Raw genomic sequence first — 21,620 nt, 5'->3', positions numbered from 1 at the left:
GCGGGGGTCACCGCGGCCACCAGGTGTCGCTGGCCGCGTAGGACTCCGCGGCCCGGCGCAGTGCGTCCTCGAGCGCGGACGCCGGGTCGACGCCGAGCCGGGCCGCGGCGGTGAGGTCGGCGACGGCACGGCGGGCGGTCGCGGCCAGAGCCGGGTCCTGCGCCCACGGGTGCGGGTCGCCGGCGGCGAGCGCGAGGTCGTGGGCGGCGCGCAGCCGCTGCCCGATCTCGCGGGCGGCCGCAGCGGCCCGGTGCAGCTCACCGGGGTCGACGCCGAACCGGACGGAGGTGGTGCCCACGGGGGGAACGGTAGGCAGGACCGGGGTCACCGCGGGCTCGTCGTCCACAGGCTGCCGGGTGCGGCTGCGGCGTACTGGTGCAGTGAACCTGTGCCGGCCGCGGGCTCAACCCGTCCCTGGGTCACGCCGATGGGTGATCGTGCCCCTGTCCCGCCTGCGCCGTGCCGCCGCAGCAGCCCTGGCCGCTGCCGGGCTCGGGGTCGCGCCGCTCGCCGTCCCGGCTGTAGGAGCCGCGGTCGCGGTCGCGCAGCCGTCGGCGCCGTCGCAGGAGCAGGTCGAGGCGCAGCGCGACGTGGCACACCGGCTGCGGTCCGTCGCCGACCAGCGCGCGCGAGACGTCACCGAGGCGCAGCGCCGCCTCGACGAAGCCGCCCGGGCGGCAAACGCGGCGCTCGAGGTGTACGCGGCGGCGATGCGCGAGCAGCAGGAGGCGGAGGCAGAGCACTGGGAACGCTCCGAGGAGCTCACCGCGGCGCGGACCCGGTACAACGCGAGCCGGGACGACCTGGGTCGGTGGGCCGCCCGCACGTACCGCGAGGGCTCCGGGCTGGCCGCCTACGAGGGCGTGATGACCCTGCTCGAGGCCCGGAACCCCGAAGACCTGTCGCGTCGGGTCGCCATGCTGCAGGTCGTCGGACGGGCCCAGCAGGACACCGTCGTCGTGGCCGGGGCCGCGGTGGACGAGCAGGAGGACGCCGCGGCCGCCGCCGAGCGGACGGCGCTGCGGGTCCGGGAGACGACCCAGGCGGCCACCGACGCCAAGGAGGACGCCGACCGGCTGGTCGCCGCCCACGAAGCGGAGCTGAGCCGGCTGCGGGGGCTGCTGCTGTCCAGCGAGACGGCCGTGGCGACGGCGGACGCCGAGGCCGAGCGGCTTGCCGAGGCCCGTCGTCAGGTGCTCGCCGGGACGACCAGGTCAGCCCCGCCGTCCAACCTCGACGGCCTGGACGTCGGGACCCTCGGCGGCGGCGGCAACGCCGTGACCGGGCGGACCGGTGCCTGCACGAGCCAGGGCGTCGAGCGGTTCCCCAACGGGCAGATCCCGCGCTCGGCGCTGTGCCCGCTGTGGGGCGCCCCGGGGCACCTGCTGCGCGCGGACGCCGCCTACGCCTTCGACCGACTGGCGGAGGCGTACGCCTCGACGTTCGCCGAGCCGATCTGCGTCACGGACTCCTACCGCACACTGCAGTCACAGGTCCGGCTGCGCGAGCAGAAGCCGGCCCTGGCGGCTCGGCCAGGCACCAGCAACCACGGCTGGGGCACGGCCGTCGACCTGTGCGGCGGCATCGACCGGTTCGGCACGCCCGAGCACCGGTGGATGCAGCTCAACGCCCCGCGCTTCGGCTGGTTCAACCCCGGGTGGGCACAGCAGGACGGCAGCAAGCCCGAGCCCTGGCACTGGGAGCTCGGCGCCTGACCCCTTCACCCCCTCGGTGATCATGCAATCCCGCCACCCCGAACGCCGCCCCCTCGATGATCATGCAATCCCGCCACCCCCGCACGCCGCCCCCTCGGTGATCATGCAATCCCGCCACCCCCGACGCCGCCCCCTCGGTGATCATGCAATCCCGCCACCCCGTACGGCCCACGTCCACTCACAAAGTGCTGGGTTGCTGGCGCAACACACCGCAAAAACCATGGTGAATCCAGCATTTTGTAACCGCCCGCAGCACCCGTAGCAATGCATTCAATCGCCCGACGCCGCGACATCTCCCCTTTCGTGATCATGCAATCCCGCCACCTTGCAGAAGGCAGCCAGCAGCGGCTAGACCGTATCCCACCTCGCGACGTTGCATGTAGGCCGAACTCCGCGGAGAGGGCCAGGACGGCCCGGTTCGCTCTGGAGGCTCGTCGCAGGACGGGCCCGGGATCGCCGTGCCCGCCTCTTCCAGATGGCGCAGTGCATGGTCACCACAAGGAGGGCCGAATCACAGGCGTCATGCCGCTTGAAAGGCCGACGCCAGAACCAAACAGGCACTCTTTCCACAGTCTGCCACAGAGTTCTGAATCAGTCAGAACTTCCCCGCGTAACGCCACTCTGCGCGGGCGATGCGTGAAGAGGTGGCGGGATTGCATGATCGCCGAAGGGGCAGCGTCCGGGGGTGTGACCAGGGTGGCGGGATTGCATGATCACCGAGGAGGGCGGCGTCCGGGGTGGCGGGATTGCATGATCACCGAGGGGGCGGCGTCCGGGGTGGCGGGATTGCATGATCACGAAGAGAGTGGTGCCGACCTGAGCACGGAGGGATTAGGGGGTGGCTGGGACGAGGAGCTCCTGGCCGACGTTCACCGCCGAGGTGCTCAGGCCGTTGAGAGTCCTGATCTCGACGATCACGTCGCGGACGTCCTCTCCTGGCGCGGCGACGCCGGAGGCGATGCCCCACAGCGTGTCGCCCGGCAGGACCACGACCGTGTCCATCGGCGGCGGGGCGGCGTCCGGACCGGCGAGAGCCTGCCCTGCGGCACCCAGCCCGGCGACGGCGAGGACCGCCGACAGGACCAGCATCAGGGTGAGTCGCCCGCGCCGGGTGATCCGCAGCGGCACGGCCGGTCCACCGGCTACGGCAGCCGGCGCCTGCCGCACCGGCAGGGGAACGACGTCGGCGGGCCGGTGCGACCGCGCACGGCGAACCGGGACCAGGCGGTGGTCGATCGTGACTGCGCTCATCAGGTACCTCCAGGGCGTTCCGTGACGTAGGGCCCGAACGTGTGTTCGATCGAACGCCTGTCCGATGTCTAGCACTCGGGAGCGACTGTGTCCACCGCTCCCGGCGCAGCCATCGGCCGGCCGCTCGCTTCCCACCTGGACGTCACTCCAGCACCGGGCACCGACAACGCCTCTACCCAGCGGTCTCGCCAGCACACCGCCGAGCAGCACTGACATCGCGACGACACGCTCGAACAGGTGTTTGAAACCGTCGGTGCCCCGGTCTAGCGTGTCGATCACCGGCGGCCGGCCAGCGCAGCGGCAGGACGGCAGAACCGGTCGAACAGAGCCAGCAGCACGACAGAGCCAGCAGCACGACAGAGCCAGCAGCACAACAGGGACGGAGCGGACGTGGCCACAGCGAAGGACCATCCCGGCACGACGGACGGCGCGACGGTGCACGAGCTGCCGGACCAGCCCGCCGGCGGGGACGGCCTCACGGCCCGGCAGCGCACGATCCTGGAGAGCATCCGCCACGCCGTGGAGACCCGCGGCTACCCGCCGAGCATGCGGGAGATCGGTCAGGCGGTGGGGCTGACGAGCCCGAGCAGCGTCGCGCACCAGCTCGCCGCCCTGGAGCGCAAGGGCTACCTGCGACGGGACCCGAACCGGCCGCGGGCCATCGAGGTGGTCACGCCGGGACGGGGCGCTCGCGCCACCGCCGAGTCCGAACTGCCCCCGGACGTCGACGAGACAGGTGTCGGGGACGCGCGGCCGGCGGCGTCGTACGTCCCGGTGGTCGGCCGGATCGCCGCCGGCGGGCCGATCCTCGCCGAGCAGGCGGTCGAGGACGTCTTCCCTTTGCCCCGTCAGCTCGTGGGTGACGGGCAGCTCTTCCTGCTCAAGGTGTCCGGTGACTCGATGATCGACGCCGCCATCTGCGACGGCGACTGGGTCGTCGTCCGGCAGCAGCCGGTCGCCGAGAACGGTGAGATCGTCGCCGCGATGATCGACGGCGAGGCGACGGTGAAGACGTTCAAGCGACGCGACGGTCACGTCTGGCTGCTGCCGCACAACCCGGCCTACGAGCCGATCCCCGGCGACGAGGCCACCGTGCTCGGCCGGGTCGTCGCGGTGCTGCGCAGCGTCTAACCGGCGGTGCTGCGCAGCGTCTAACCGGCACAGTCGATGCACACCCGCGCGGTGGGCCGGGCCGCCAACCGCTCCGCGGCCACCGGTCGTCCGCACCGCTCACACACCCCGTAGCGGCCGGCGTCCAGCCGTTGCACGGCCGCCTCGATCTCGGCGAGCTGCTGGCGTGCCTGCTCGCGCAGCGCCTGCAGCTGGGCTCGACCGACCGCGAGCCCGCCGGAGCCGTCCGGGTCGTGCTCGTCGTCGGTCGCCACCTCGGCAGCGGACTCCTCGAGTCGGCGGAGCTCCGCGTCCAGGGAGTTGACCCGGTCGCGTGTCGCGACGCGTTCAGCGTCCAGCCGCCGGCGCGGGTCCGCGTCCAGCCGCCGGCGCGGGTCGGCCTCCCCGCTCACGCGGGGGTGGCGAGGGCGTCGAGCACCAGCCGTACGTCGTCCTCGTCGTTCCACAGGTGGAAGGCGATCCGCACACTGCCCGCCCGGGCCGCGACGACCGCCCCGGCCCGTTCCAACCTGGCCTGCCGGTCGCCGTCCGGGTCCGGCAGGGACACGACCGCGCGCCCGGCCGGGGCGAGACCCAGCCCCTCTCGGAGCCGGTCGGCGAGCGCAGCGTCGTAAGCGCGCACCTCGGCCGGGTCCAGCGCGGCGAACAGCCGCAGCGCGGGCACCGTGCCGACCCAGGACAGCCACGCCGGGGACACGTCGAAGCGCCGGGCGTCCTGGGCCAGCCGCATCCGCGGTCCGTAGATGGAGTCCCACACGTCGTCACCGGCGTACCACCCGGCCGAGGTGGGTCGCAGCCACCCTGCCGCACGCTCGCTGATCGTCGCGAACGCCGACCCGCGTGGGCTGCACAGCCACTTGTACGCCGAGCAGATGGTGACGTCGAAGCGTGAGGCGTCCACGGGCATCCACCCCACCGCCTGGGTGAGGTCGCACAGGGTGGCCGCGCCGGCCTCGTCGGCCGCCTCGGCCACGGCGTCCCCGTCGACCACGGTGCCGCACGCCGACATCGCCAGCGAGAAGGCGACGAGGTCGGTGCTGGGACGCACCTCCTCGGCCAGGCGCTCCAGCGGGACGTGCCGGACGGTCACTCCGCGGTCGGCGTGGACCAGGAACGGGAAGATCACCGAGGTGAAGTCGCCGTCGACGCAGAGCACCTCGGCGCCGTCGGGCAGTGAGCTCGCAACCAGGCCGGCGAGCACGGACACCTGTGAGCCGACCGCGACCCTGGCGGGGTCGACGCCGACCAGCCCGGCGTACAGCCGGCGGGACTCCGCGACCGCGACGTCGTAGCGGCCGGGGGTGGCCCGGCCCCGGCGCCACTCGTCGAGCGCGTCCTGGAGCGCGGCGAGCACGCCTGTCGTCGGCAGGCCCATCGAGGCCGCGTTGAGGTAGCCGGGCACGGGCTCGAACTGCGCCCGGGCGTCCGCGACGCTCATCGGCACCGTCTGCTCAGCAGAAGTCGTCACACGGGTCAGCGTGCCGTGCCCGCCGCTGACGCCGCCAGCGGGGGGTGTCTCAGCCGCCGGCCGCCAGGGCCCGGGCGACGGGTTCGGCGACCGGCCACGGCTGCCCCGCGGCGGCGTCGATGCGGCGCAGCGCGTCCAGCACGGTGGCGCGGTCGGTCGTGCGCCACAGCGGCGGCAGCGACCGGGCCAGGAACGTGCCGTAGCGGGCGGTGGCCAGCCGGGAGTCGAGCACCGCGACCACGCCGCGGTCCTCGGCGGAGCGGATCAGCCGGCCGGCTCCCTGGGCCAGCCGCAGCGCGGCGTGGGTGGCGGCGACGGCCATGAAGCCGTTGCCCCCGGCGCGTGACACGGCCTCCTGCCGGGCGGAGGACAGCGGGTCGTCCGGTCGCGGGAACGGGATCCGGTCGATGACGACGAGCTGGCTGGCCGGCCCCGGCACGTCGACGCCCTGCCACAGCGACAACGTGCCGAACAGGCAGGTCGCCGGGTCTGCGGCGAACTGGCGGACGAGGGTGGCCGTCGTGTCGTCCCCCTGGCACAGCACCGGGACGTCGAGCCGGGCACGCAGCGCCTCGGCAGCGGCCTCGGCGGCGCGCCGGGAGGAGAACAGCCCGAGGGTGCGCCCGCCGGCGGCCTCGACGAGCTGGGCGAGCTCGTCCATGGCGGCGTCCGGGGTGCCGCTCCGGGTCGGCGGCGCCAGGTGCCGGGCGACGTAGAGGATGCCCTGGCGGGGGTAGTCGAACGGGCTGCCGACGTCCAGGCCGCGCCAGTCGGGGGCGTCGTCCCCGAGCAGGCCGACCGAGCCGGCCGCGGCGTCGAAGGTGCCGCCGAGCGACAGCGTGGCCGAGGTGAGGACGACGGTGCGCTCGTCGAACAGCTGCTCCCGCAGCGTCTCGGCGACCGACAGCGGCGCCACGTGCAGCGCCCGGCGCACCAGGGAGAAGCCGTCGTCGCGCACCGACAGCCAGGCGACGTCGTCCTCGGTGAGGGCGGCGAGCCGTTCGGCGACGTCGAAGACCTCCAGGACGGCGGACCGGGCGACCTGGCGGCCGCCGTCCCCCGTCTGGTCGTCCCCGCCGGCGGGCCGGTCGCCGTCCTTGAGCTGGGAGAGCACGTCGCGTGCGGCGTCCCGCAGGGAGACGACGGTGGCGAGCAGCGCCTCCGGCAGCCCGCTGGCGAACCGTCCCTCCGGGACGCCGTCGAGGACGGCGTCGAGGTCCTCACCGGCGACCTCGAGGCGCTGGGTGTCGGCGTCGCCGTGCCGCCGGGCACGGGTGGCAGCGGCCGACACCATGCCGGCGGTCAGCTGGCCGGAGACGACGGAGGTGACCCGGTCGGCCAGCTCGTGCCCCTCGTCGACGACGACCACGTCGTGCTCGGGCAGCAGCTGGCCGCCCTCCATCGCGTCGATGGCGAGGAAGGCGTGGTTGGTGACGACGACGTCGACGTGCCGGGCGCGCTCGCGCGCCCGTTCGACGAAGCACTCGGCGGCCTGCGGGCACCGCTGCGCGCCGAGGCACTCCGCGGCGGTGACGGACACCTGACGCCAGGCGCGCTCGGTCACCCCGGGGACGAGCTCGTCACGGTCGCCGCTGTCGGTGCCCTCGGCCCACTCCCGCAGCCGGACGACGTCGCGCCCCAGCCGGGACGTCGCACCAGCACCGGTGCCAGCACCGGTGCCGGCGCCGGCGTCCGGGACCGAGAAGAGGACGGCGTCGTCGTCCACCGGGAAGCCGCCGACGAGCTTGTGCCGGCAGACGTAGTGGGAGCGGCCCTTGACGAGCTGGTAGGTGGGCCGGCGACCGAGCGGACCGGCCAGGGCGTCGGCGAGGCGGGGCAGGTCCCGGTCGACGATCTGGGCCTGCAGCGCCAGGGTGGCCGTCGAGACGACCACCGGCCGGCCGGTGGCCACCGCGTGCCGGACGAGCGGCACGAGGTAGCCGAGCGACTTGCCGGTGCCGGTCCCGGCCTGGACGAGCAGGTGCTGACCGGAGTCGATCGCCTGCGCCACCGCGTCGACCATCCGCTGCTGGCCCTCGCGGGGGACGCCGCCGAGGGCGGCGACCGCGGTCCGCAGCAGGTCGCCGGGCGGCGGCAGGTCGGTCACCGCGACAGCGTAGGCCGACGCGGTGACACCGCCGAGCGCCGTGCACAGCCGCCCAGCCGCTTCCTGGCGCGACCTCACACGGCGGCGGTGCGGAACTCCCCCAGGTCGGCCGCGACGTCCTGGCGGACCCTGGCGCGCAGCCAGGTGCCCTCGGCCCGGTGCTCGCTGGCGATGACCTCGCCGGTGGAGTGGACCCGGCTGACGACGTCACCGCGCTCGTACGGGACGAGCAGCTCGACCTCGGTGTCGGGACGGGGCAGGGCCTCGGCGATCACCTCGCGCAGCACCGCCAGCCCCTCCCCGGTACGGGCCGACACGACGACGCTCGTGGGCTCGCGCCGGCGGACCCGGTCGACGACGTCCGGGTCGGCGGCGTCGGCCTTGTTGAGGACGACGACCTCCCGGACGTCGGACGCGTCCACCTCGCCGAGGACCTCCCGGACCGCCGCGATCTGGCCCTCGGGGTCGGGGTGGGAGACGTCGACGACGTGCAGCAGCAGGTCGGCGTCCGCCACCTCCTCGAGGGTGGAGCGGAACGCCTCGACGAGCTGGTGCGGCAGGTGCCGGACGAAGCCGACGGTGTCGGCGAGGGTGTAGAGCCGGCCGTCCGGCGTCTGCGCCCGGCGGACGGTCGGGTCGAGGGTGGCGAACAGGGCGTCCTCGACGAGCACCCCGGCACCGGTGAGCCGGTTGAGCAGGCTCGACTTGCCGGCGTTGGTGTAGCCGGCGATCGCGACCCCGGGGACGTGGTTGCGACGCCGACCGGACCGCTTGGTCTCCCGCGCGGGCTTCATGTCCTTGATCTCGCGGCGCAGGCGGGCCATCCGGGTGCGGATGCGGCGCCGGTCCAGCTCGATCTTGGTCTCGCCGGGACCGCGGGAGCCGATGCCGGCACCGGCGGCGACCCGGCCACCGGCCTGGCGGGACATCGACTCGCCCCACCCACGCAGACGCGGCAGCAGGTACTCCAGCTGAGCCAGCTCGACCTGGGCCTTGCCCTCCCGGGACTTGGCGTGCTGGGCGAAGATGTCGAGGATCAGCGCCGTCCGGTCGATGACCTTGACCTTGACGATGTCCTCCAGGCCCCGGCGCTGGGACGGCGACAGCTCGCCGTCGCAGATCACGGTGTCGGCGCCCGTCGCCGCGACGATGCCCCTGAGCTCCTCGGCCTTGCCGGAGCCGAGGAACGTCGCCGGGTCCGGGGACGGCCGACGCTGGATGACCCCCTCGAGCACCTCGGAGCCGGCGGTCTCGGCGAGCGCGGCGAGCTCGGCCAGGGAGTTCTCGGCGTCCTGGACGCTCGTGCCGCTGGTCCACAGGCCGGCGAGGACGACGCGTTCGAGCCGCAGCTGGCGGTACTCGACCTCGGTGACGTCGGTGAGCTCGGTGGACAGTCCGGCGACGCGACGCAGGGCCTGGCGCTCGGCGAGGTCGAGCTGTTCGCCGTCCGCTCCCTCGATCGGGTCGATCGGGTCGACGGGGTCGGGGACGCCGGCGTGCCGGTCAAGGATGCGGTCGACGGTGGACCCGTTGGGCCGCTCGGGGTGGGTCATGTGCCTCCTGACTCGTGGTGCCGCGTTCGGCACCATCTGACCACTCCAACAGCGGACGGCGCGACCGTGTTTCCCCGCGGTCGTCCCGGTCGTCCCGGCCGTCCGTTCCCCTCCCGACCTCCCCACCTCCGGCGCGAGTGACGTGGACGCCGGATGACAGACTCGACGCCGATGGACGGCGACCACTACTTCTCCGCCGCCCCCGCGACCCCGGACCAGCGGCGGACCCTGCGGGTGCGGCTCGCCGGCCGCGACGTCGAGGTGCAGACCGCGCGCGGGGTGTTCAGCGCCGACCGGGTCGACCTGGGCACCTCGGTGCTGCTGCGCGAGGTCCCGGACCCGCCCGAACGGGGCGACCTGCTCGACCTCGGCTGCGGCTGGGGACCGGTCGCGCTGACGATGGCGATGCTGTCCCCGGGTGCGACGGTGTGGGCGGTCGACGTCAACGCGCGGGCGCTGGACCTCGTGCGGCGCAACGCCGAGTCGCTGGGTCTGCGCAACGTCCGGCCGGCGACCCCCGAGGAGGTCCCGGACGACGTCCGGTTCGCCGCCCTGTGGTCGAACCCGCCGATCCGGGTCGGCAAGACCGAGCTGCACGCCCTGATGACCCGCTGGCTGCCGCGGCTGGACGACGGCGCGTCGGCCTACCTCGTCGTCCAGCGCCACCTCGGCGCGGACTCGCTGCACTCCTGGTTGCGGCACACGATGCCGGACCTGGACACCACCCGGGTGGGCAGCGCCAAGGGCTTCCGCGTGCTGCGGGTCCACCGGGCCGGCTGACCGGCCCGCTCGTCCGCAGTCAGGCCGTCCGGTCGGCGAGCCGGCGGCGTCGTAGCCGCCGGGAGAGCTCGATGCTGTGAACGAGCTGGTCGCGGCGACGCAGCCGCTCGGCGCGGTCGAGCTCGCCGTCCTGGACCGGACCCACGGCGGACCGCAACCGGACCCGCTGGGCCGCCAGAGCGGCGTCCGGCGCAGCCCCGTGCGGCTCGAAGAGCTCCCGCATGTCTCCCCCTGCTCGTGACGACCGGTCGTCCCTCTCACCCGGTGTGACGCACGAGACGCCGGAAAGGTTGCCTGCGCGCCCGGACTCTGTGCGGCCGACGCCTGCCCGCAGCGTGAGATCCGTGTCCCTGCGCGCATCAAGCCCGCGCCCTCGCCGGCCGACACACCGGACAGAACCTGACCGGGCCGAGGCACCCGGCGGGCACCGAGGAGGCACAGGATGCGGGCACGACGACTGACGACGGCTGCCGCCGCAGCACTGGTCGCGGCGGGGGCGCTGACGTCCCCGGCGGCCGCGTCCCACGGGTACGACGTCGACTGCGGGGACTTCTCCTACCAGCAGGACGCGCAGGCCCACCTCGACGCCCACCCCGGCGACCCGGACCAGCTCGACGCGGACGGCGACGGCGTCGCGTGCGAGTCGCTGCCCTCCCGGCCCGGGACGCCCACCCCCACGCCGACGCCCGCCCCGGGCGTTCCCCGCCCCGTGGCCGAACCTCGCGACATCGCCCCGGCGTGCCCACCCGGCGTCATCGGTGAGGACGGGTTCACCGACGTCCCGGCGACCAGCCCGTTCGAGACCGCCGTCGACTGCGTCCGGCACTGGCAGGTGGCGAACGGACGGACCACCACCACGTACGCCCCGGCCGACCCGGTGACCCGGGAGCAGATGGCGGCGTTCATCGCGCGGCTCATCCAGTACACAGGCGGGACGCTGCCGGTCGCGCCACCGAACGCGTTCACGGACGACGACGGCTCGAACTTTGCCGCGGACATCGACCAGCTGGCGGCAGCGGAGGTCGTCCGGGGCACGAGCACGACGACCTTCTCACCTCGCCAGCTCGTCACGCGCGCCCAGATGGCGGCGTTCCTCGTCCGCGCCTACGACTACCGGGCCGGTCAGGCCGGCCTGCCCCCACTGGCCCCGGGCGGCGACTACTTCCCGGACGACGACGGCAGCACCCACCGCGACGACATCGACACCGCTGCGGCGGCGGGGTTCGCCGCCGGCGGCACGGACGGCACCTACCGCCCCGGGGATCCGGTGCGACGCGACCACATGGCGGCCTTCCTGTCCCGCGTCCTGGCCGCGACGGTGGAAGCCGGGATGGCGACCGTTCCGAGTGCCCCGGGCACGGACGGCGGGGCACCCGCCCCCACGGGAAGCACCGACGGCACCACCGACGGTGGGGTCACGACCGCTGCCCAGCTGCTCGCCGAGCTGCCCCTGGCACCGGAGTCCGGAGCGGGCTATGACCGGGACGCCCTCTTCGGCGGGTGGACCGACGACGACGGGGACGGTTGCGACACCCGCTCAGAGGTGCTGCAGCGCGACTCGGAGGTCGCCGTCACGTTCGGCTCCGGGTGCACGGTGGCGACCGGCCGCTGGACCTCCCCCTACGACGGCGCCGTGTGGACCCTGGCCTCGGACGTCGACATCGACCACGTCGTCCCGCTCGCCGAGGCGTGGGCGTCCGGGATCCGGACCGACGGCTGGCCGGCGTCCCGGCGGGTCGCCTACGCCAACGACCTCGGGTACGACTGGTCGCTGCTGGCGGTGACCGACAACGTCAACCAGAGCAAGGGGGACCGGGACCCGGCCGAGTGGCTCCCGCCGTCCCCCGAGGCCCGGTGCACCTACGCCGTCCAGTGGGTCTCGGTGAAGCACCGGTGGGACCTCAGCGTCGACACGACCGAGCAGTCCGCGCTCACGTCGCTGCTCGACACCTGTGAGCCGGTGCCGGTCGCGGTCCCGCCCCGGCCCTGAGGCCGTCTGGGCCAGTCTGGGCCCGTCTGGGCCCGTGTGCGCCGGCGTCAGCCGGCGGCGACCCACCCCGGGTCCAGGACGCCGTCCGCGACCAGCACGGCGGGCCCGGCGAGCTCCACCCGTGACCCGCTGACCCGGACGCCGAGCGTCCCACCCGGGACGTCGACCAGCCAGCGGTCCGGGCCGGTCGCACCGGCCCAGGCCCGCGCGGCCAGGGCGGCCGCGCAGGCCCCGGTCCCGCAGGAGCGGGTCTCGCCCACCCCTCGCTCGTGCACCCGCATCCGCAGCCGCCCGACCGTCTCACCGCCGACGTCCTCGGGGTCGAGGGGGACGACGAGCTCGACGTTCGTGCCGTCCAGCGGCACGGGCTCGACGAGCGGGGGGCGGGTGAGGTCGACGGCGGCGAGCTCGGCGTGCTCGGCCAGGGCGACGACGGTGTGCGGGTTGCCGAGGTCGACCGACAGCGCGGGCCGGGCGACCTCCAGGCCCGGCACGTGCACCGTCGCGTCGTGACCGGCGGCGACGGCGTCCCGACCGCCGGGCACCCGCCACGGCCCCATGTCGACGGCGATCCAGGCCGGGTCCACGGCCCCGGCCGTGCCGCCGTCCCGGACGGTCTTGACCCCGTCGCGGGTGCCGATCGGCAGCCCGGCGGCGAGCGCCCCGGGCTCGACGAGCCGCTCGCGCAGCAGGTAGGCGGTGAGCACCCGGACGCCGTTGCCGCACATCTCGGCGACGGTGCCGTCGGCGTTGCGGTAGTCCATAAACCACTCGCTGGCGGCGGAGTCCGGCACGTCCTCGCCCAGCGCCGCGGTGCGGACCACCCGGATGAGCCCGTCGCCGCCGACACCGGCGCGCCGGTCGCAGATGCGGGCGACGAGACGGGCGTCGAGGTCGAGGTCGCCGTCGGGGTCGGGCACGAGGACGAAGTCGTTCTCGGTGCCGTGCCCCTTGGTGAACCGGATGCCCTCGCCCATGGCTCGAGCCTACGGGCCGGGCCGTTGGGCGCCGTCCGCCGCGGGGCCGGCGTCCGCCGCGTCCACGGCGTCCACGTCGTCCAGAGAGTCCACGGCGTCCACGACGGCCAGGGCCCGGTCGAGCAGGTCGGGGGCGGCCGCGTCCAGCCAGACGACGCGCTGGTCACGGGCGAACCACCGCTCCTGACGGCGGGCGAGCCGGCGGGTCGCGCGGACCGTGTCAGCGCGTGCCTGGCTGTCGGTGAGCCTGCCGTCGAGCAGGTCGAGCACCTGGGCGTAGCCGACGGCGCGGGACGCCGTCCGGCCGCGACGCAGCCCCGCGGCCTCCAGCCGGCGCACCTCGTCGACCAGGCCGCTTGCCCACATGGCGTCGACGCGGGCGGCGATCCGCTCGTCGAGCACCGGCCGCGGCAGGGTGAGCCCCAGCCGCACCGAGGGCATCGCCGGTCGTCCGGTCGGCAGGGTCGCGGTGAACGGGCGCCCGGTGATCTCGACGACCTCCAGGGCCCGGACGACGCGGCGCACGTTGCCGGGCAGGATCGCCGAGGCCGCGGCGGGGTCGACGGCGGCCAGGCGGGCGTGCAGAGCCGCCGGTCCGACGTCGGCGGCCTCGGCCTCCAGCCGGGCCCGGACGGCGGGGTCGGTGCCGGGCAGGTCGAGCTCGTCGAGGACGGCGCGGACGTACAGCCCGGAGCCACCGACGAGCAGCGGGGTGCCCCCACGGGCGGCTACCGCGGCGAGGTCGGCGCGGGCGTGCCGCTGGTAGGCCGCGACGCTGGCCTCCTCGGTGACGTCGAGGACGTCGAGCTGGTGGTGCGGGACGCCGCGGCGCTGGTCCAGCGGGACCTTGGCGGTGCCGACGTCCATCCCCCGGTACAGCTGCGAGGCGTCGGCGTTGACCACCTCCCCCGGGCGGCCACGGTCCGCGAGGGCCTCGGCGAGGTCGAGGGCGAGGTCGGACTTGCCGGTGGCCGTCGGCCCCACCACCGCCACCACGACCGCCCTCGTCGTCCTCACACCCACCCTCCTCGGTGATCATGCAATCCCGCCACCCCGCGAGCCCCACCCCTCGGTGATCATGCAATCCCGCCACCCCGCGAGGTGGTCTTGGTTGCCATGTCAGCCCACATCGGGTGGCGCGCCTCCAGCACAGAATGCTGCGCTCAGCACAGCCTGGCCGGCGTGTCGCGCCCACAACCCAGCATTCTGCGAGCGGGTGGGTGGCGGGATTGCATGATCACGGATGAAGGGGGCGCAGCGGGTCGGTGGGCGGCAGGTCGGCAGGTCGGCGGGTCGGCGGGTCAGCGGGTCGGCGGCACAACGGGTCAGTGGCGCAGCGTGGGCAGCCCCAGCGGGACCGGACTACCCGCCGCGGCACCCGCTGCCGCGGTCGCCGGGACGCCGCAGGTGTCGGCCTGCCGCCGGTCCCACGCGTCCCCGGCCCGGGTCCGGCGCAGCGCGATGACCCCGCCGTCGGCAACAAGGTGGTGCGGAGCGCCGTAGTCGACCCGAACGGTGACGACGTCGCCGGGCCGGGGCACCTCGGCGGCGTCACCGAGCGCGAAGTGCACGAGCCGACCGTCGCGGGCCCGGCCGGTCAGCCGAGCGGTGGCGTCGTCCTTGCGCCCCTCGCCCACCGAGACGAGCACCTCGAGCTCCCGCCCCTCCTGAGCCCGGTTCTCCTCCCAGGAGATCTGCTCCTGCAGGGCGACGAGCCGCTCGTAGCGCTCCTGGACCACCGCCTTCGGGAGCTGGTCCGGCAGGTCGGCGGCCGGCGTCCCCGGTCGGCGGGAGTACTGAAAGGTGAAGGCCTGAGCAAACCTGGCCCGCTCCACGACGTCCAGGGTGGCCTGGAAGTCCTCCTCGGTCTCCCCCGGAAAGCCGACGATGATGTCGGTGGTGATCGCGGCGTCCGGGATGCGCGCCCGCACCCGGTCGAGGATGTCGAGGAACCGCGCCGACCGGTAGGACCGGCGCATCGCGCGCAGCACCCGGTCCGAGCCGGACTGCAGCGGCATGTGCAGCTGCGGCATGACGTTGGGGGTCTCGGCCATCGCGGCGATGACGTCGTCGGTGAACGCAGCCGGGTGGGGACTGGTGAACCGGACCCGTTCGAGGCCCTCGATGGTGCCGCAGGCGCGCAGCAGCTTGCCGAACGCCTCCCGGTCGCCGAACTCGACGCCGTAGGTGTTGACGTTCTGCCCGAGCAGGGTGACCTCGACGGCGCCGTCGTCGACGAGCGCCTGCACCTCGGCGAGGACGTCCCCGGGCCGGCGGTCCTTCTCCTTGCCGCGCAGCGACGGCACGATGCAGAACGTGCAGGTGTTGTTGCAGCCGACACTGATCGACACCCACCCGGACGACGTGCTGTCGCGCTTGGTCGGCAGGGTGGAGGGGAACACCTCGAGCGCCTCGAGGATCTCGACCTGGGCCTCCGCGTTGTGCCGGGCCCGCTCGAGCAACGCCGGCAGCGAGCCGATGTTGTGCGTGCCGAAGACGACGTCGACCCACGGGGCGCGCCGCACGATCGTGTCGCGGTCCTTCTGGGCCAGGCAGCCGCCGACGGCGATCTGCATCCCCGGCCGGCCGGCCTTGCGCGGGGCGAGGTGGCCGAGGTTGCCGTAGAGCTTGTTGTCCGCGTTCTCCCGGACGGCGCAGGTGTTGAGGACGACGACGTCCGCGGCGTCCGGGTCGGTCGCCGGCACGTACCCGGCGTCCTCGAGCAGGCCGGCGAGGCGCTCGGAGTCGTGGACGTTCATCTGGCACCCGAAGGTGCGCACGGTGTAGCTGCGGGGGGTCGTCATGGCGCCGTCCAGGGTACGTCGTCCGGGCCGGGGCCGAGGCCGCGCACGAGGGTGGCGGGATTGCATGATCACCGACGGGAGGGGGGAGGGTGGCGGGATTGCATGATCACCGAGGGGAGGGGGCAGGGTGGCGGGATTGCATGATCACCGGGGAGGTTGCGGGATGGTCACAGTCGGGGCCTGATCTCGGCGCGATGGTGTGCTCAGGCTGTCCGGAACGCTAGGTTCCGCACCATGTCCGAGCCCCTCGTCGTGCTGGAGAAGGTCAACAAGCACTTCGGCGACCTGCACGTCCTCAAGGACATCGACCTCACCGTGCACCGTGGTGAGGTGGTCGTCGTCATCGGCCCGTCGGGGTCCGGCAAGTCCACGCTGTGCCGAGCCATCAACCGGCTCGAACCCATCGAGTCCGGCCGGATCACCCTGGACGGCGTGCCGCTGCCGGAGGAGGGCAAGGACCTCGCCCGGCTGCGCGCGGACGTCGGCATGGTGTTCCAGTCCTTCAACCTGTTCGCCCACAAGACCGTGCTGGAGAACGTGACGCTCGGTCCGCTGAAGGTGCGACGGCAGAAGAAGGACGCCGTCGAGCAGCGGGCCCGCCAGCTCCTCGAGCGCGTCGGCGTGGCCGACCAGGCGGACAAGTACCCGGCCCAGCTCTCCGGCGGCCAGCAGCAGCGCGTCGCGATCGCCCGGGCCCTGGCCATGGACCCCAAGGTGATGCTCTTCGACGAGCCCACGTCGGCACTCGACCCCGAGATGATCAACGAGGTGCTCGACGTCATGACGAACCTCGCCCAGGAGGGCATGACCATGATCGTCGTCACCCACGAGATGGGGTTCGCCCGCCGCGCGGCGAACCGCGTCGTGTTCATGGCCGGCGGCGAGATCGTCGAGACCAGCACCCCCGACGAGTTCTTCACCAATCCTCAGTCCCCGCGGGCGCAGGACTTCCTGTCGAAGATCCTGACCCACTGAGATGCTCACCCACGGCGGGCGCAGCCGCACTGGCGCCGTCCGAACCACCCGCACACCGACACTGGAGGACCACCTCATGCGGTTCCGTCGCAGCACTTTCGCCGCCGGCCTGGCCGTCGCGGCCCTGACCCTGTCCGCCTGCGGAGGCGGGGAGGACGAGCCCGTCACCGAGGTGGAGGAGAGCCCCGAGTTCGAGGCCGGCACCACCATGGCCGAGCTCGCCGAGGCCGACTCCATCACCATCGGCACGAAGTTCGACCAGCCGCTGTTCGGCCTGCGCGGCCCCAGCGGTGACCCGGAGGGCTTCGACGTCGAGATCGGCAAGCTCATCGCCGCCGAGCTGGGCATCGAGCCGGAGAACATCGAGTGGGTCGAGACCGTCTCGGCCAACCGTGAGTCGTTCATCGAGGAGGGCCGCGTCGACATCGTCGTCGCCACCTACACGATCAACGACGCCCGCAAGGAGCGGGTCGACTTCGCCGGCCCGTACTTCGTCGCCGGCCAGACCCTCCTCGTGCTCGAGGAGAACACCGACATCAACGGCCCGGAGGACCTGGCCGGCAAGACCGTCTGCACCGTGGAGGGCTCGACCCCGGCGGAGAACATCCGGGAGAACTTCCCCGAGGCGGAGCTGTCGCTCACCGACGCCTACGGCAACTGCCTCGAGCCGCTGCGCAACGGCCAGGTGGACGCCGTGACGACGGACAACGTCATCCTGTCCGGCTTCGTGGACCAGAACCCCGGTGAGTTCAAGATCGTCGGGGAGCCCTTCACCGAGGAGCCGTACGGCATCGGCCTGCAGAAGGGCGACGACGCCTTCCGCGACTTCATCAACGACGTCCTCGAGGAGTCCTACGAGAACGGCGCCTGGGCGGAGGCCTGGGAGAAGACCGCGGGCACCGTCCTGGAGACCCCGGAGCCGCCGGCGGTCGACCGGTACTGACGACCTGGACGACGTCCCGGGCCCGTCCGTCGGGCCCGGGACGTCGCCGGACCGCGCCGAGGAGGTGACGTGGACGCCATCATCGACAACGCCGACCTGTACTGGGAAGGCTTCACGACGACGCTGAGCCTGGCGGTCGTGTCCGGTGCCCTGGCCCTGGTGCTGGGCACCGTGCTCGGGGCGTTCCGCGTCTCCCCCATCCCGCCGTTGCGGCTCGCCGGCGCCTGGTACGTCGAGACGGTCCGCAACACCCCGCTGACGGTGGTGTTCTTCTTCACCGTCTTCGTCATGCCGCAGGTGGGCATCCAGGTGCCGTTCTACTCCTCGGCGGTCGTCGCCCTGAGCGTGTACACCGCGGCGTTCGTCTGCGAGGCGGTCCGGTCCGGGGTGAACTCGGTCGGGGTGGGGCAGGCGGAGGCGGCCCGCTCCATCGGCCTGACGTTCGGCCAGTCGCTACGTCACATCATCCTGCCCCAGGCGTTCCGCACGGTCATCCCGCCGCTCATCAACATCTTCATCGCGCTGACCAAGAACACGTCGGTGGCTGGCGGGTTCTTCGTCGCGGAGCTGTTCAACGTGGGGCGCCGGCTGTCGAACTCGCTGTCCGACCAGGTCCCCTGGGTGCTGCTCGGGGTCGCTCTGTTCTACCTGCTCATCACGATCCCGGCCGGCGCCCTCGCCGGCTGGGCGGAGCGGAAGGCGGCGTTCGCCCGATGAGCTCGGTCCTGTACGACGAACCCGGCCCCCGCACCCGCCGGCTGATCCAGGTCGGCACCGTCGCCGGCGCCTTAGTGCTCGCCGGCGTGGCCGCCTTCGTCCTCGTCCAGTTCAGCTCTCGCGGGCTCCTCGACGCCGACCGCTGGGACATCTTCGTCGAGCGGACCGACGTGTGGGAGTTCCTCGGCAGGGGGCTGCTCGCCACGCTGCAGGCGGCCGCCACCGGCGCGGTGCTCGCCGGCGTCCTCGCCGTCGTCCTGGCCGTGCTGCGGATGTCGGGCAACGGGCTCGTCCGGCGTAGCACCGCAGTGGTCATCGAGCTGTTCCGCGGACTGCCGGTCGTGCTGCTCATGCTCGCCGGCGCGCTGCTGCTGCCGGTGTCGCTGTTCTGGGCCGTCGTCATCGGACTGACGATCTACAACGCAGCCGTGATGGGCGAGATCCTGCGGGCCGGCATCCTGTCGCTGCCGAAGGGCCAGTCGGAGGCGGCGTACGCGATCGGGCTCACCCACTTCCAGACGCTGCGGATGATCCTGCTGCCGCAGGCGGTCCGGCAGATGCTGCCGTCCCTGGTCAGCCAGCTCGTCGTCCTGCTCAAGGACACCTCGCTCGGCTACATCGTCGGCTACCTCGAGCTGCTGCGGTCGGTGCAGAACCTGCGCGACTTCTTCGGCAACCGGTACCTGTTCTCGGTCTTCTTCGTCGCCGCTGCCATCTACATCACGGTGAACTTCCTCGTCTCCCGGCTGGCGGTGCTCACCGAGCGGGTGCTGTCCCGCTCGCGCAGCGGAGGCGGCGGGGACGTCGCCCCGGTGAACGTCGACGAGAACACCCCGGACGGCGGGGTGGGCACCAGGGGTGGGTCCGTCCCCACCGCTACGTCGCAGTCGCGGTCGCCCGGGACTCGCGAACGACAGTGATCCGGATCTGCCCCGGGTAGGTAAGCTCCTCGGTGACCTGGCGGGCGATGTCACGGGCCAGCAGGTCTGCGGCGAGGTCGTCCACCTCCTCGGGGCGGACCATCACCCGGACCTCACGGCCGGCGGACATCGCGTAGACCTTCTCCACCCCGGGCCGGGACCCGGCGATCTCCTCGAGCCGGTGCAGCCGCTGGACGTAGGTCTCCAGGGCCTCGCGGCGGGCGCCCGGCCGCCCGCCGGAGCAGGCGTCCGCGGCCTGGGTGAGCACCGCCTCGACCGTCTGCGGCGGCACCTCGTCGTGGTGGGCGGCGATGGCGTGCACGACGTCGTCCGGCTCCCCGTAGCGACGCGCCAGCTCGGCGCCGACGGCGGCGTGCGTGCCCTCGGCCTCGTGAGTGAGCGCCTTGCCGATGTCGTGCAACAGGGCGCAGCGCTTGACCAGGGCGACGTCGACCCCGAGCTCGGCGGCCATCACGCCGGCGAGGTGGGCGCTCTCGACGAGGTGCGCGAGCACGTTCTGCCCGTAGGAGGTGCGCAGGTGCAGGGCGCCGAGGGTGCGAACGAGCTCGGGGTGCAGCCCGGTGACCCCTGCCTGCTCGACGGCCCGGGCACCGGCCCGCTCGATGGCCCGGGCGAGGTCGGCGTCCGCGGCCTCGACGGCCGCCTCGATCCGGCCGGGGTGGATCCGGCCGTCGGCGACGAGGGCCTCCAGCGCCAACCGAGCCCGCTCTCGGCGCACCGGGTCGAAGCAGGAGAGCAGGACCGCGCCGGGCGCGTCGTCGACGACGAGATTGACGCCGGTGACGGCCTCGAAGTGCCGGATGTTGCGGCCCTCCCGGCCGATGATGCGTCCCTTCATCTCGTCGTTCGGCAGGTGGACGACGCTGACGACGGACTCGGCGGTCTGGTCCGAGGCGACCCGCTGGACGGCGTCCGCCACGATCCGACGGGCGATCGCCTCCCCGTCGCGCCGGGCCTCCTCCTCGATCCGGCGGACCGTGCCGAGCGCTTCGAGGCGAGCGGAGTCCCGCACCTCGGAGACGACCTCGGCCCGGGCCTGTTCGGCGGTGAGTCCGGCGACGCGCTCGAGCTCGGTGCGCCGCGCCTCGTCCGCGACCTTCCAGGCGGCGCGCCGCTCGGCCTCCTCGGCGTCCAGTGCCGCACGCTGCTCCTCGGCTTCCCGGCGGGCCGCGGCCAGGTCCGCCTCGAGCCGTCGACGCGCCTGCTCCAGCTCGAGGCGGTCGGCGTCGAGCCGGTTGACCGCCTCGACGAGGCGGGCCTCCCGCTGGACGAGTCGGCGCTCCCGGGCAGCGACCTCCTTGTCGGCGCGCTCACGCTCGGAGCGGGTCTCGGCGAGCAGCTCCTGCGCCCGGGCGTGGGCCTCGGCGACCTCGCGCTCGGCGCGAGCGTGCAGGGCCCGTGCCTCCCGTCGGGCCAGCACGGTGAGGGCAGCGGCGACGAGCAGTCCCAGGACGAGGACGACGATCCCGGCGAGATCCGCCACGGCGCACCTCCTGCCAGCTGCCTACCGTTCTGGGAGGCTACCTCGGCGTCACCCGTCGTCGGCGGCCAGACCCGGCGGATGGTCCGGACCGAAGGCCTCGCCGGCCTCACCGGCGTTGCCCGCGTCGTGGGCCAGGCCGGCACCGGGCTCCTCGCCGGCCGACGTCTGCGCCTCCGCGGCGAGAGCGTCCCGGACGACCGCGATCGCCGTCCCCGGCGGGTAGCCCTTGCGGGCAAGCATCGAGGCGAGGCGCCGGGTGCGCCGCTCCCGGTCAAGACCCCGGGTGGCCGGCAGCCGGCGCTCGACGAGGGCCCGGGCGCTGCGCAGCTCGTCGTCCGGCTCGAGCTCCTCGAGCGCCTCCCGGACGGTGTCGTCGTCGACCCCGCGGTGGCGGAGCTCCTGGGCCAGGGCACGGCGGGCCAGGCCCTTACCCGCCGAACGGGACCGCACCCACGTGCGGGCGTACTCGGCGTCGTCGACGAGGCGCACCTCCTCGAACCGGTCGAGCACCCTGCCGGCGACGTCCTCGGGGACGTCGCGGCGGGCCATCGCCTCGGCCAGCTGGTGCCGCGTCCGGGGTGCGGCGGTGAGCTGGCGCAAGGCGATGGCGCGGGCGACCGACTCCGGGTCCGGCTCGGGGTCGGCGGCCGCTGGTCCCGACTGCGGTGGTTCCTCGGCCGGCCGGCGGCCCCGGGGGCGGCGCGGTCCCGTGCTCACCTGTGCGCCCTCCCGCTCGTCCTGGTCGTTCTGCTCGTTCTGCTCGTCCTGCTCATCGGCGGTGTGAA

At 73.8% G+C, this 21,620-nt stretch carries 20 protein-coding genes; 8 read left to right on the top strand and 12 right to left on the bottom strand.

All coding sequences use genetic code 11. The features are described 5' to 3' along the window. Nucleotides 1-7: 7 nt before the first annotated feature. Nucleotides 8-298 carry a hypothetical protein gene (locus ACFP6A_RS09765; protein ID WP_379603323.1) on the bottom strand — a complete coding sequence of 97 codons (291 nt, stop codon included), beginning with the start codon at nucleotides 296-298 and terminating at the stop codon, nucleotides 8-10. 139 nt (nucleotides 299-437) lie between these two features. Between ACFP6A_RS09765 and ACFP6A_RS09760 the strand changes: the two genes are divergently transcribed. Beyond that, nucleotides 438-1,715: a D-alanyl-D-alanine carboxypeptidase family protein gene (locus ACFP6A_RS09760; protein ID WP_379603322.1), complete on the top strand. Its 1,278-nt coding sequence runs from the start codon at nucleotides 438-440 to the stop codon at nucleotides 1,713-1,715. Between the two features lie 831 nt (nucleotides 1,716-2,546). Here ACFP6A_RS09760 and ACFP6A_RS09755 read toward each other — a convergent pair. After that, complete coding sequence (locus tag ACFP6A_RS09755) at nucleotides 2,547-2,966, bottom strand: LysM peptidoglycan-binding domain-containing protein (RefSeq protein WP_379603321.1); 420 nt, start codon at nucleotides 2,964-2,966, stop codon at nucleotides 2,547-2,549. Between the two features lie 390 nt (nucleotides 2,967-3,356). Between ACFP6A_RS09755 and lexA the strand changes: the two genes are divergently transcribed. Next, entirely contained in the window at nucleotides 3,357-4,097 is a 741-nt protein-coding gene (gene lexA, locus ACFP6A_RS09750; protein ID WP_379603320.1) for a transcriptional repressor LexA, read from the top strand. 20 nt (nucleotides 4,098-4,117) lie between these two features. On the opposite strand, the gene ACFP6A_RS09745 is transcribed toward lexA, so the two are convergent. The 4 genes from ACFP6A_RS09745 to hflX all read right to left on the bottom strand — a co-directional run bounded on the left by ACFP6A_RS09745 (nucleotide 4,118) and on the right by hflX (nucleotide 9,225). Beyond that, the gene (locus tag ACFP6A_RS09745; protein ID WP_379603319.1) at nucleotides 4,118-4,489 is read right to left on the bottom strand and encodes a TraR/DksA family transcriptional regulator; all 372 of its coding nucleotides are present in this window, start codon (nucleotides 4,487-4,489) and stop codon (nucleotides 4,118-4,120) included. Next, entirely contained in the window at nucleotides 4,486-5,565 is a 1,080-nt protein-coding gene (locus tag ACFP6A_RS09740; RefSeq protein WP_379603318.1) for an aminotransferase class V-fold PLP-dependent enzyme, read from the bottom strand. The genes ACFP6A_RS09745 and ACFP6A_RS09740 overlap by 4 nt, the downstream gene beginning before the upstream one ends. 49 nt (nucleotides 5,566-5,614) lie before the next feature. Then, the gene (locus ACFP6A_RS09735) at nucleotides 5,615-7,672 is read right to left on the bottom strand and encodes an ATP-dependent DNA helicase (protein ID WP_379603317.1); all 2,058 of its coding nucleotides are present in this window, start codon (nucleotides 7,670-7,672) and stop codon (nucleotides 5,615-5,617) included. 74 nt (nucleotides 7,673-7,746) lie between these two features. After that, nucleotides 7,747-9,225, bottom strand: coding sequence for a GTPase HflX (gene hflX / locus ACFP6A_RS09730; RefSeq protein ID WP_379603316.1), 1,479 nt, complete (start codon nucleotides 9,223-9,225; stop codon nucleotides 7,747-7,749). Nucleotides 9,226-9,378: 153 nt separating this feature from the next. Here hflX and ACFP6A_RS09725 point away from each other — a divergent pair, with 153 nt between their 5' ends. Continuing rightward, a complete protein-coding gene (locus ACFP6A_RS09725; protein ID WP_379603315.1) occupies nucleotides 9,379-10,005 on the top strand; it encodes a class I SAM-dependent methyltransferase in 627 nt (208 codons plus the stop codon). A gap of 19 nt (nucleotides 10,006-10,024) precedes the next feature. Here the strand turns inward: ACFP6A_RS09725 and ACFP6A_RS09720 are convergent, their stop codons facing one another. Beyond that, nucleotides 10,025-10,228 (bottom strand): hypothetical protein, encoded by a 204-nt coding sequence (locus ACFP6A_RS09720; protein WP_379603314.1) that lies wholly within the window; start codon nucleotides 10,226-10,228, stop codon nucleotides 10,025-10,027. A 219-nt stretch (nucleotides 10,229-10,447) separates the two neighbouring features. Here ACFP6A_RS09720 and ACFP6A_RS09715 point away from each other — a divergent pair, with 219 nt between their 5' ends. Further along, a complete protein-coding gene (locus ACFP6A_RS09715; RefSeq protein ID WP_379603313.1) occupies nucleotides 10,448-11,995 on the top strand; it encodes an S-layer homology domain-containing protein in 1,548 nt (515 codons plus the stop codon). A gap of 47 nt (nucleotides 11,996-12,042) precedes the next feature. Here the strand turns inward: ACFP6A_RS09715 and dapF are convergent, their stop codons facing one another. From dapF to miaB, 3 genes are all read right to left on the bottom strand, one after another. Beyond that, a complete protein-coding gene (gene dapF, locus ACFP6A_RS09710) occupies nucleotides 12,043-12,972 on the bottom strand; it encodes a diaminopimelate epimerase (protein ID WP_379603312.1) in 930 nt (309 codons plus the stop codon). Between the two features lie 9 nt (nucleotides 12,973-12,981). After that, the gene (gene miaA, locus ACFP6A_RS09705) at nucleotides 12,982-13,968 is read right to left on the bottom strand and encodes a tRNA (adenosine(37)-N6)-dimethylallyltransferase MiaA (protein WP_379603494.1); all 987 of its coding nucleotides are present in this window, start codon (nucleotides 13,966-13,968) and stop codon (nucleotides 12,982-12,984) included. 329 nt (nucleotides 13,969-14,297) lie between these two features. Next, nucleotides 14,298-15,776, bottom strand: coding sequence for a tRNA (N6-isopentenyl adenosine(37)-C2)-methylthiotransferase MiaB (miaB, locus tag ACFP6A_RS09700; RefSeq protein WP_379603311.1), 1,479 nt, complete (start codon nucleotides 15,774-15,776; stop codon nucleotides 14,298-14,300). A gap of 234 nt (nucleotides 15,777-16,010) precedes the next feature. On the opposite strand from miaB, the gene ACFP6A_RS09695 reads away from it, so the two are divergent. The 4 genes from ACFP6A_RS09695 (at nucleotide 16,011) to ACFP6A_RS09680 (ending at nucleotide 19,331) form a co-directional block, all read left to right on the top strand. Next, nucleotides 16,011-16,751, top strand: a complete 741-nt coding sequence (locus ACFP6A_RS09695) for an amino acid ABC transporter ATP-binding protein (RefSeq protein WP_379603310.1) — start codon at nucleotides 16,011-16,013, stop codon at nucleotides 16,749-16,751. A gap of 76 nt (nucleotides 16,752-16,827) precedes the next feature. Further along, entirely contained in the window at nucleotides 16,828-17,694 is an 867-nt protein-coding gene (locus ACFP6A_RS09690) for a glutamate ABC transporter substrate-binding protein (protein WP_379603309.1), read from the top strand. 69 nt (nucleotides 17,695-17,763) lie between these two features. Next, the gene (locus ACFP6A_RS09685; protein ID WP_379603308.1) at nucleotides 17,764-18,411 is read left to right on the top strand and encodes an amino acid ABC transporter permease; all 648 of its coding nucleotides are present in this window, start codon (nucleotides 17,764-17,766) and stop codon (nucleotides 18,409-18,411) included. Then, nucleotides 18,408-19,331, top strand: a complete 924-nt coding sequence (locus tag ACFP6A_RS09680) for an amino acid ABC transporter permease (RefSeq protein WP_379603307.1) — start codon at nucleotides 18,408-18,410, stop codon at nucleotides 19,329-19,331. Before ACFP6A_RS09685 ends, ACFP6A_RS09680 begins: the two co-directional genes overlap by 4 nt. On the opposite strand, the gene rny is transcribed toward ACFP6A_RS09680, so the two are convergent. Then, complete coding sequence (gene rny, locus ACFP6A_RS09675) at nucleotides 19,288-20,835, bottom strand: ribonuclease Y (RefSeq protein WP_379603306.1); 1,548 nt, start codon at nucleotides 20,833-20,835, stop codon at nucleotides 19,288-19,290. The two genes, ACFP6A_RS09680 and rny, sit on opposite strands and share 44 nt — an antisense overlap. Nucleotides 20,836-20,883: 48 nt before the next feature. Continuing rightward, entirely contained in the window at nucleotides 20,884-21,552 is a 669-nt protein-coding gene (locus ACFP6A_RS09670) for a regulatory protein RecX (protein ID WP_379603305.1), read from the bottom strand. Nucleotides 21,553-21,620 lie beyond the last annotated feature (68 nt).

The organism is Quadrisphaera sp. GCM10027208 (assembly GCF_042658805.1).
In the GTDB taxonomy this organism is placed as follows: Bacteria; Actinomycetota; Actinomycetes; order Actinomycetales; family SCSIO-59966; genus SCSIO-59966.
Note: the sequence above shows the minus strand (reverse complement) of the source record. Positions and strands in the feature narration are given on the sequence as shown.

Bases quoted from the DNA above. Each gene is read 5' to 3' on its own strand.
- ACFP6A_RS09755 (WP_379603321.1), bottom strand. From the start codon at position 2,966: ATGAGCGCAGTCACGATCGACCACCGCCTGGTCCCGGTTCGCCGTGCG.
- hflX (WP_379603316.1), bottom strand. From the start codon at position 9,225: ATGACCCACCCCGAGCGGCCCAACGGGTCCACCGTCGACCGCATCCTT.
- ACFP6A_RS09725 (WP_379603315.1), top strand. From the start codon at position 9,379: ATGACAGACTCGACGCCGATGGACGGCGACCACTACTTCTCCGCCGCC.
- ACFP6A_RS09720 (WP_379603314.1), bottom strand. From the start codon at position 10,228: ATGCGGGAGCTCTTCGAGCCGCACGGGGCTGCGCCGGACGCCGCTCTG.
- ACFP6A_RS09715 (WP_379603313.1), top strand. From the start codon at position 10,448: ATGCGGGCACGACGACTGACGACGGCTGCCGCCGCAGCACTGGTCGCG.
- dapF (WP_379603312.1), bottom strand. From the start codon at position 12,972: ATGGGCGAGGGCATCCGGTTCACCAAGGGGCACGGCACCGAGAACGAC.
- miaB (WP_379603311.1), bottom strand. From the start codon at position 15,776: ATGACGACCCCCCGCAGCTACACCGTGCGCACCTTCGGGTGCCAGATG.
- ACFP6A_RS09695 (WP_379603310.1), top strand. From the start codon at position 16,011: ATGTCCGAGCCCCTCGTCGTGCTGGAGAAGGTCAACAAGCACTTCGGC.
- ACFP6A_RS09690 (WP_379603309.1), top strand. From the start codon at position 16,828: ATGCGGTTCCGTCGCAGCACTTTCGCCGCCGGCCTGGCCGTCGCGGCC.
- ACFP6A_RS09680 (WP_379603307.1), top strand. From the start codon at position 18,408: ATGAGCTCGGTCCTGTACGACGAACCCGGCCCCCGCACCCGCCGGCTG.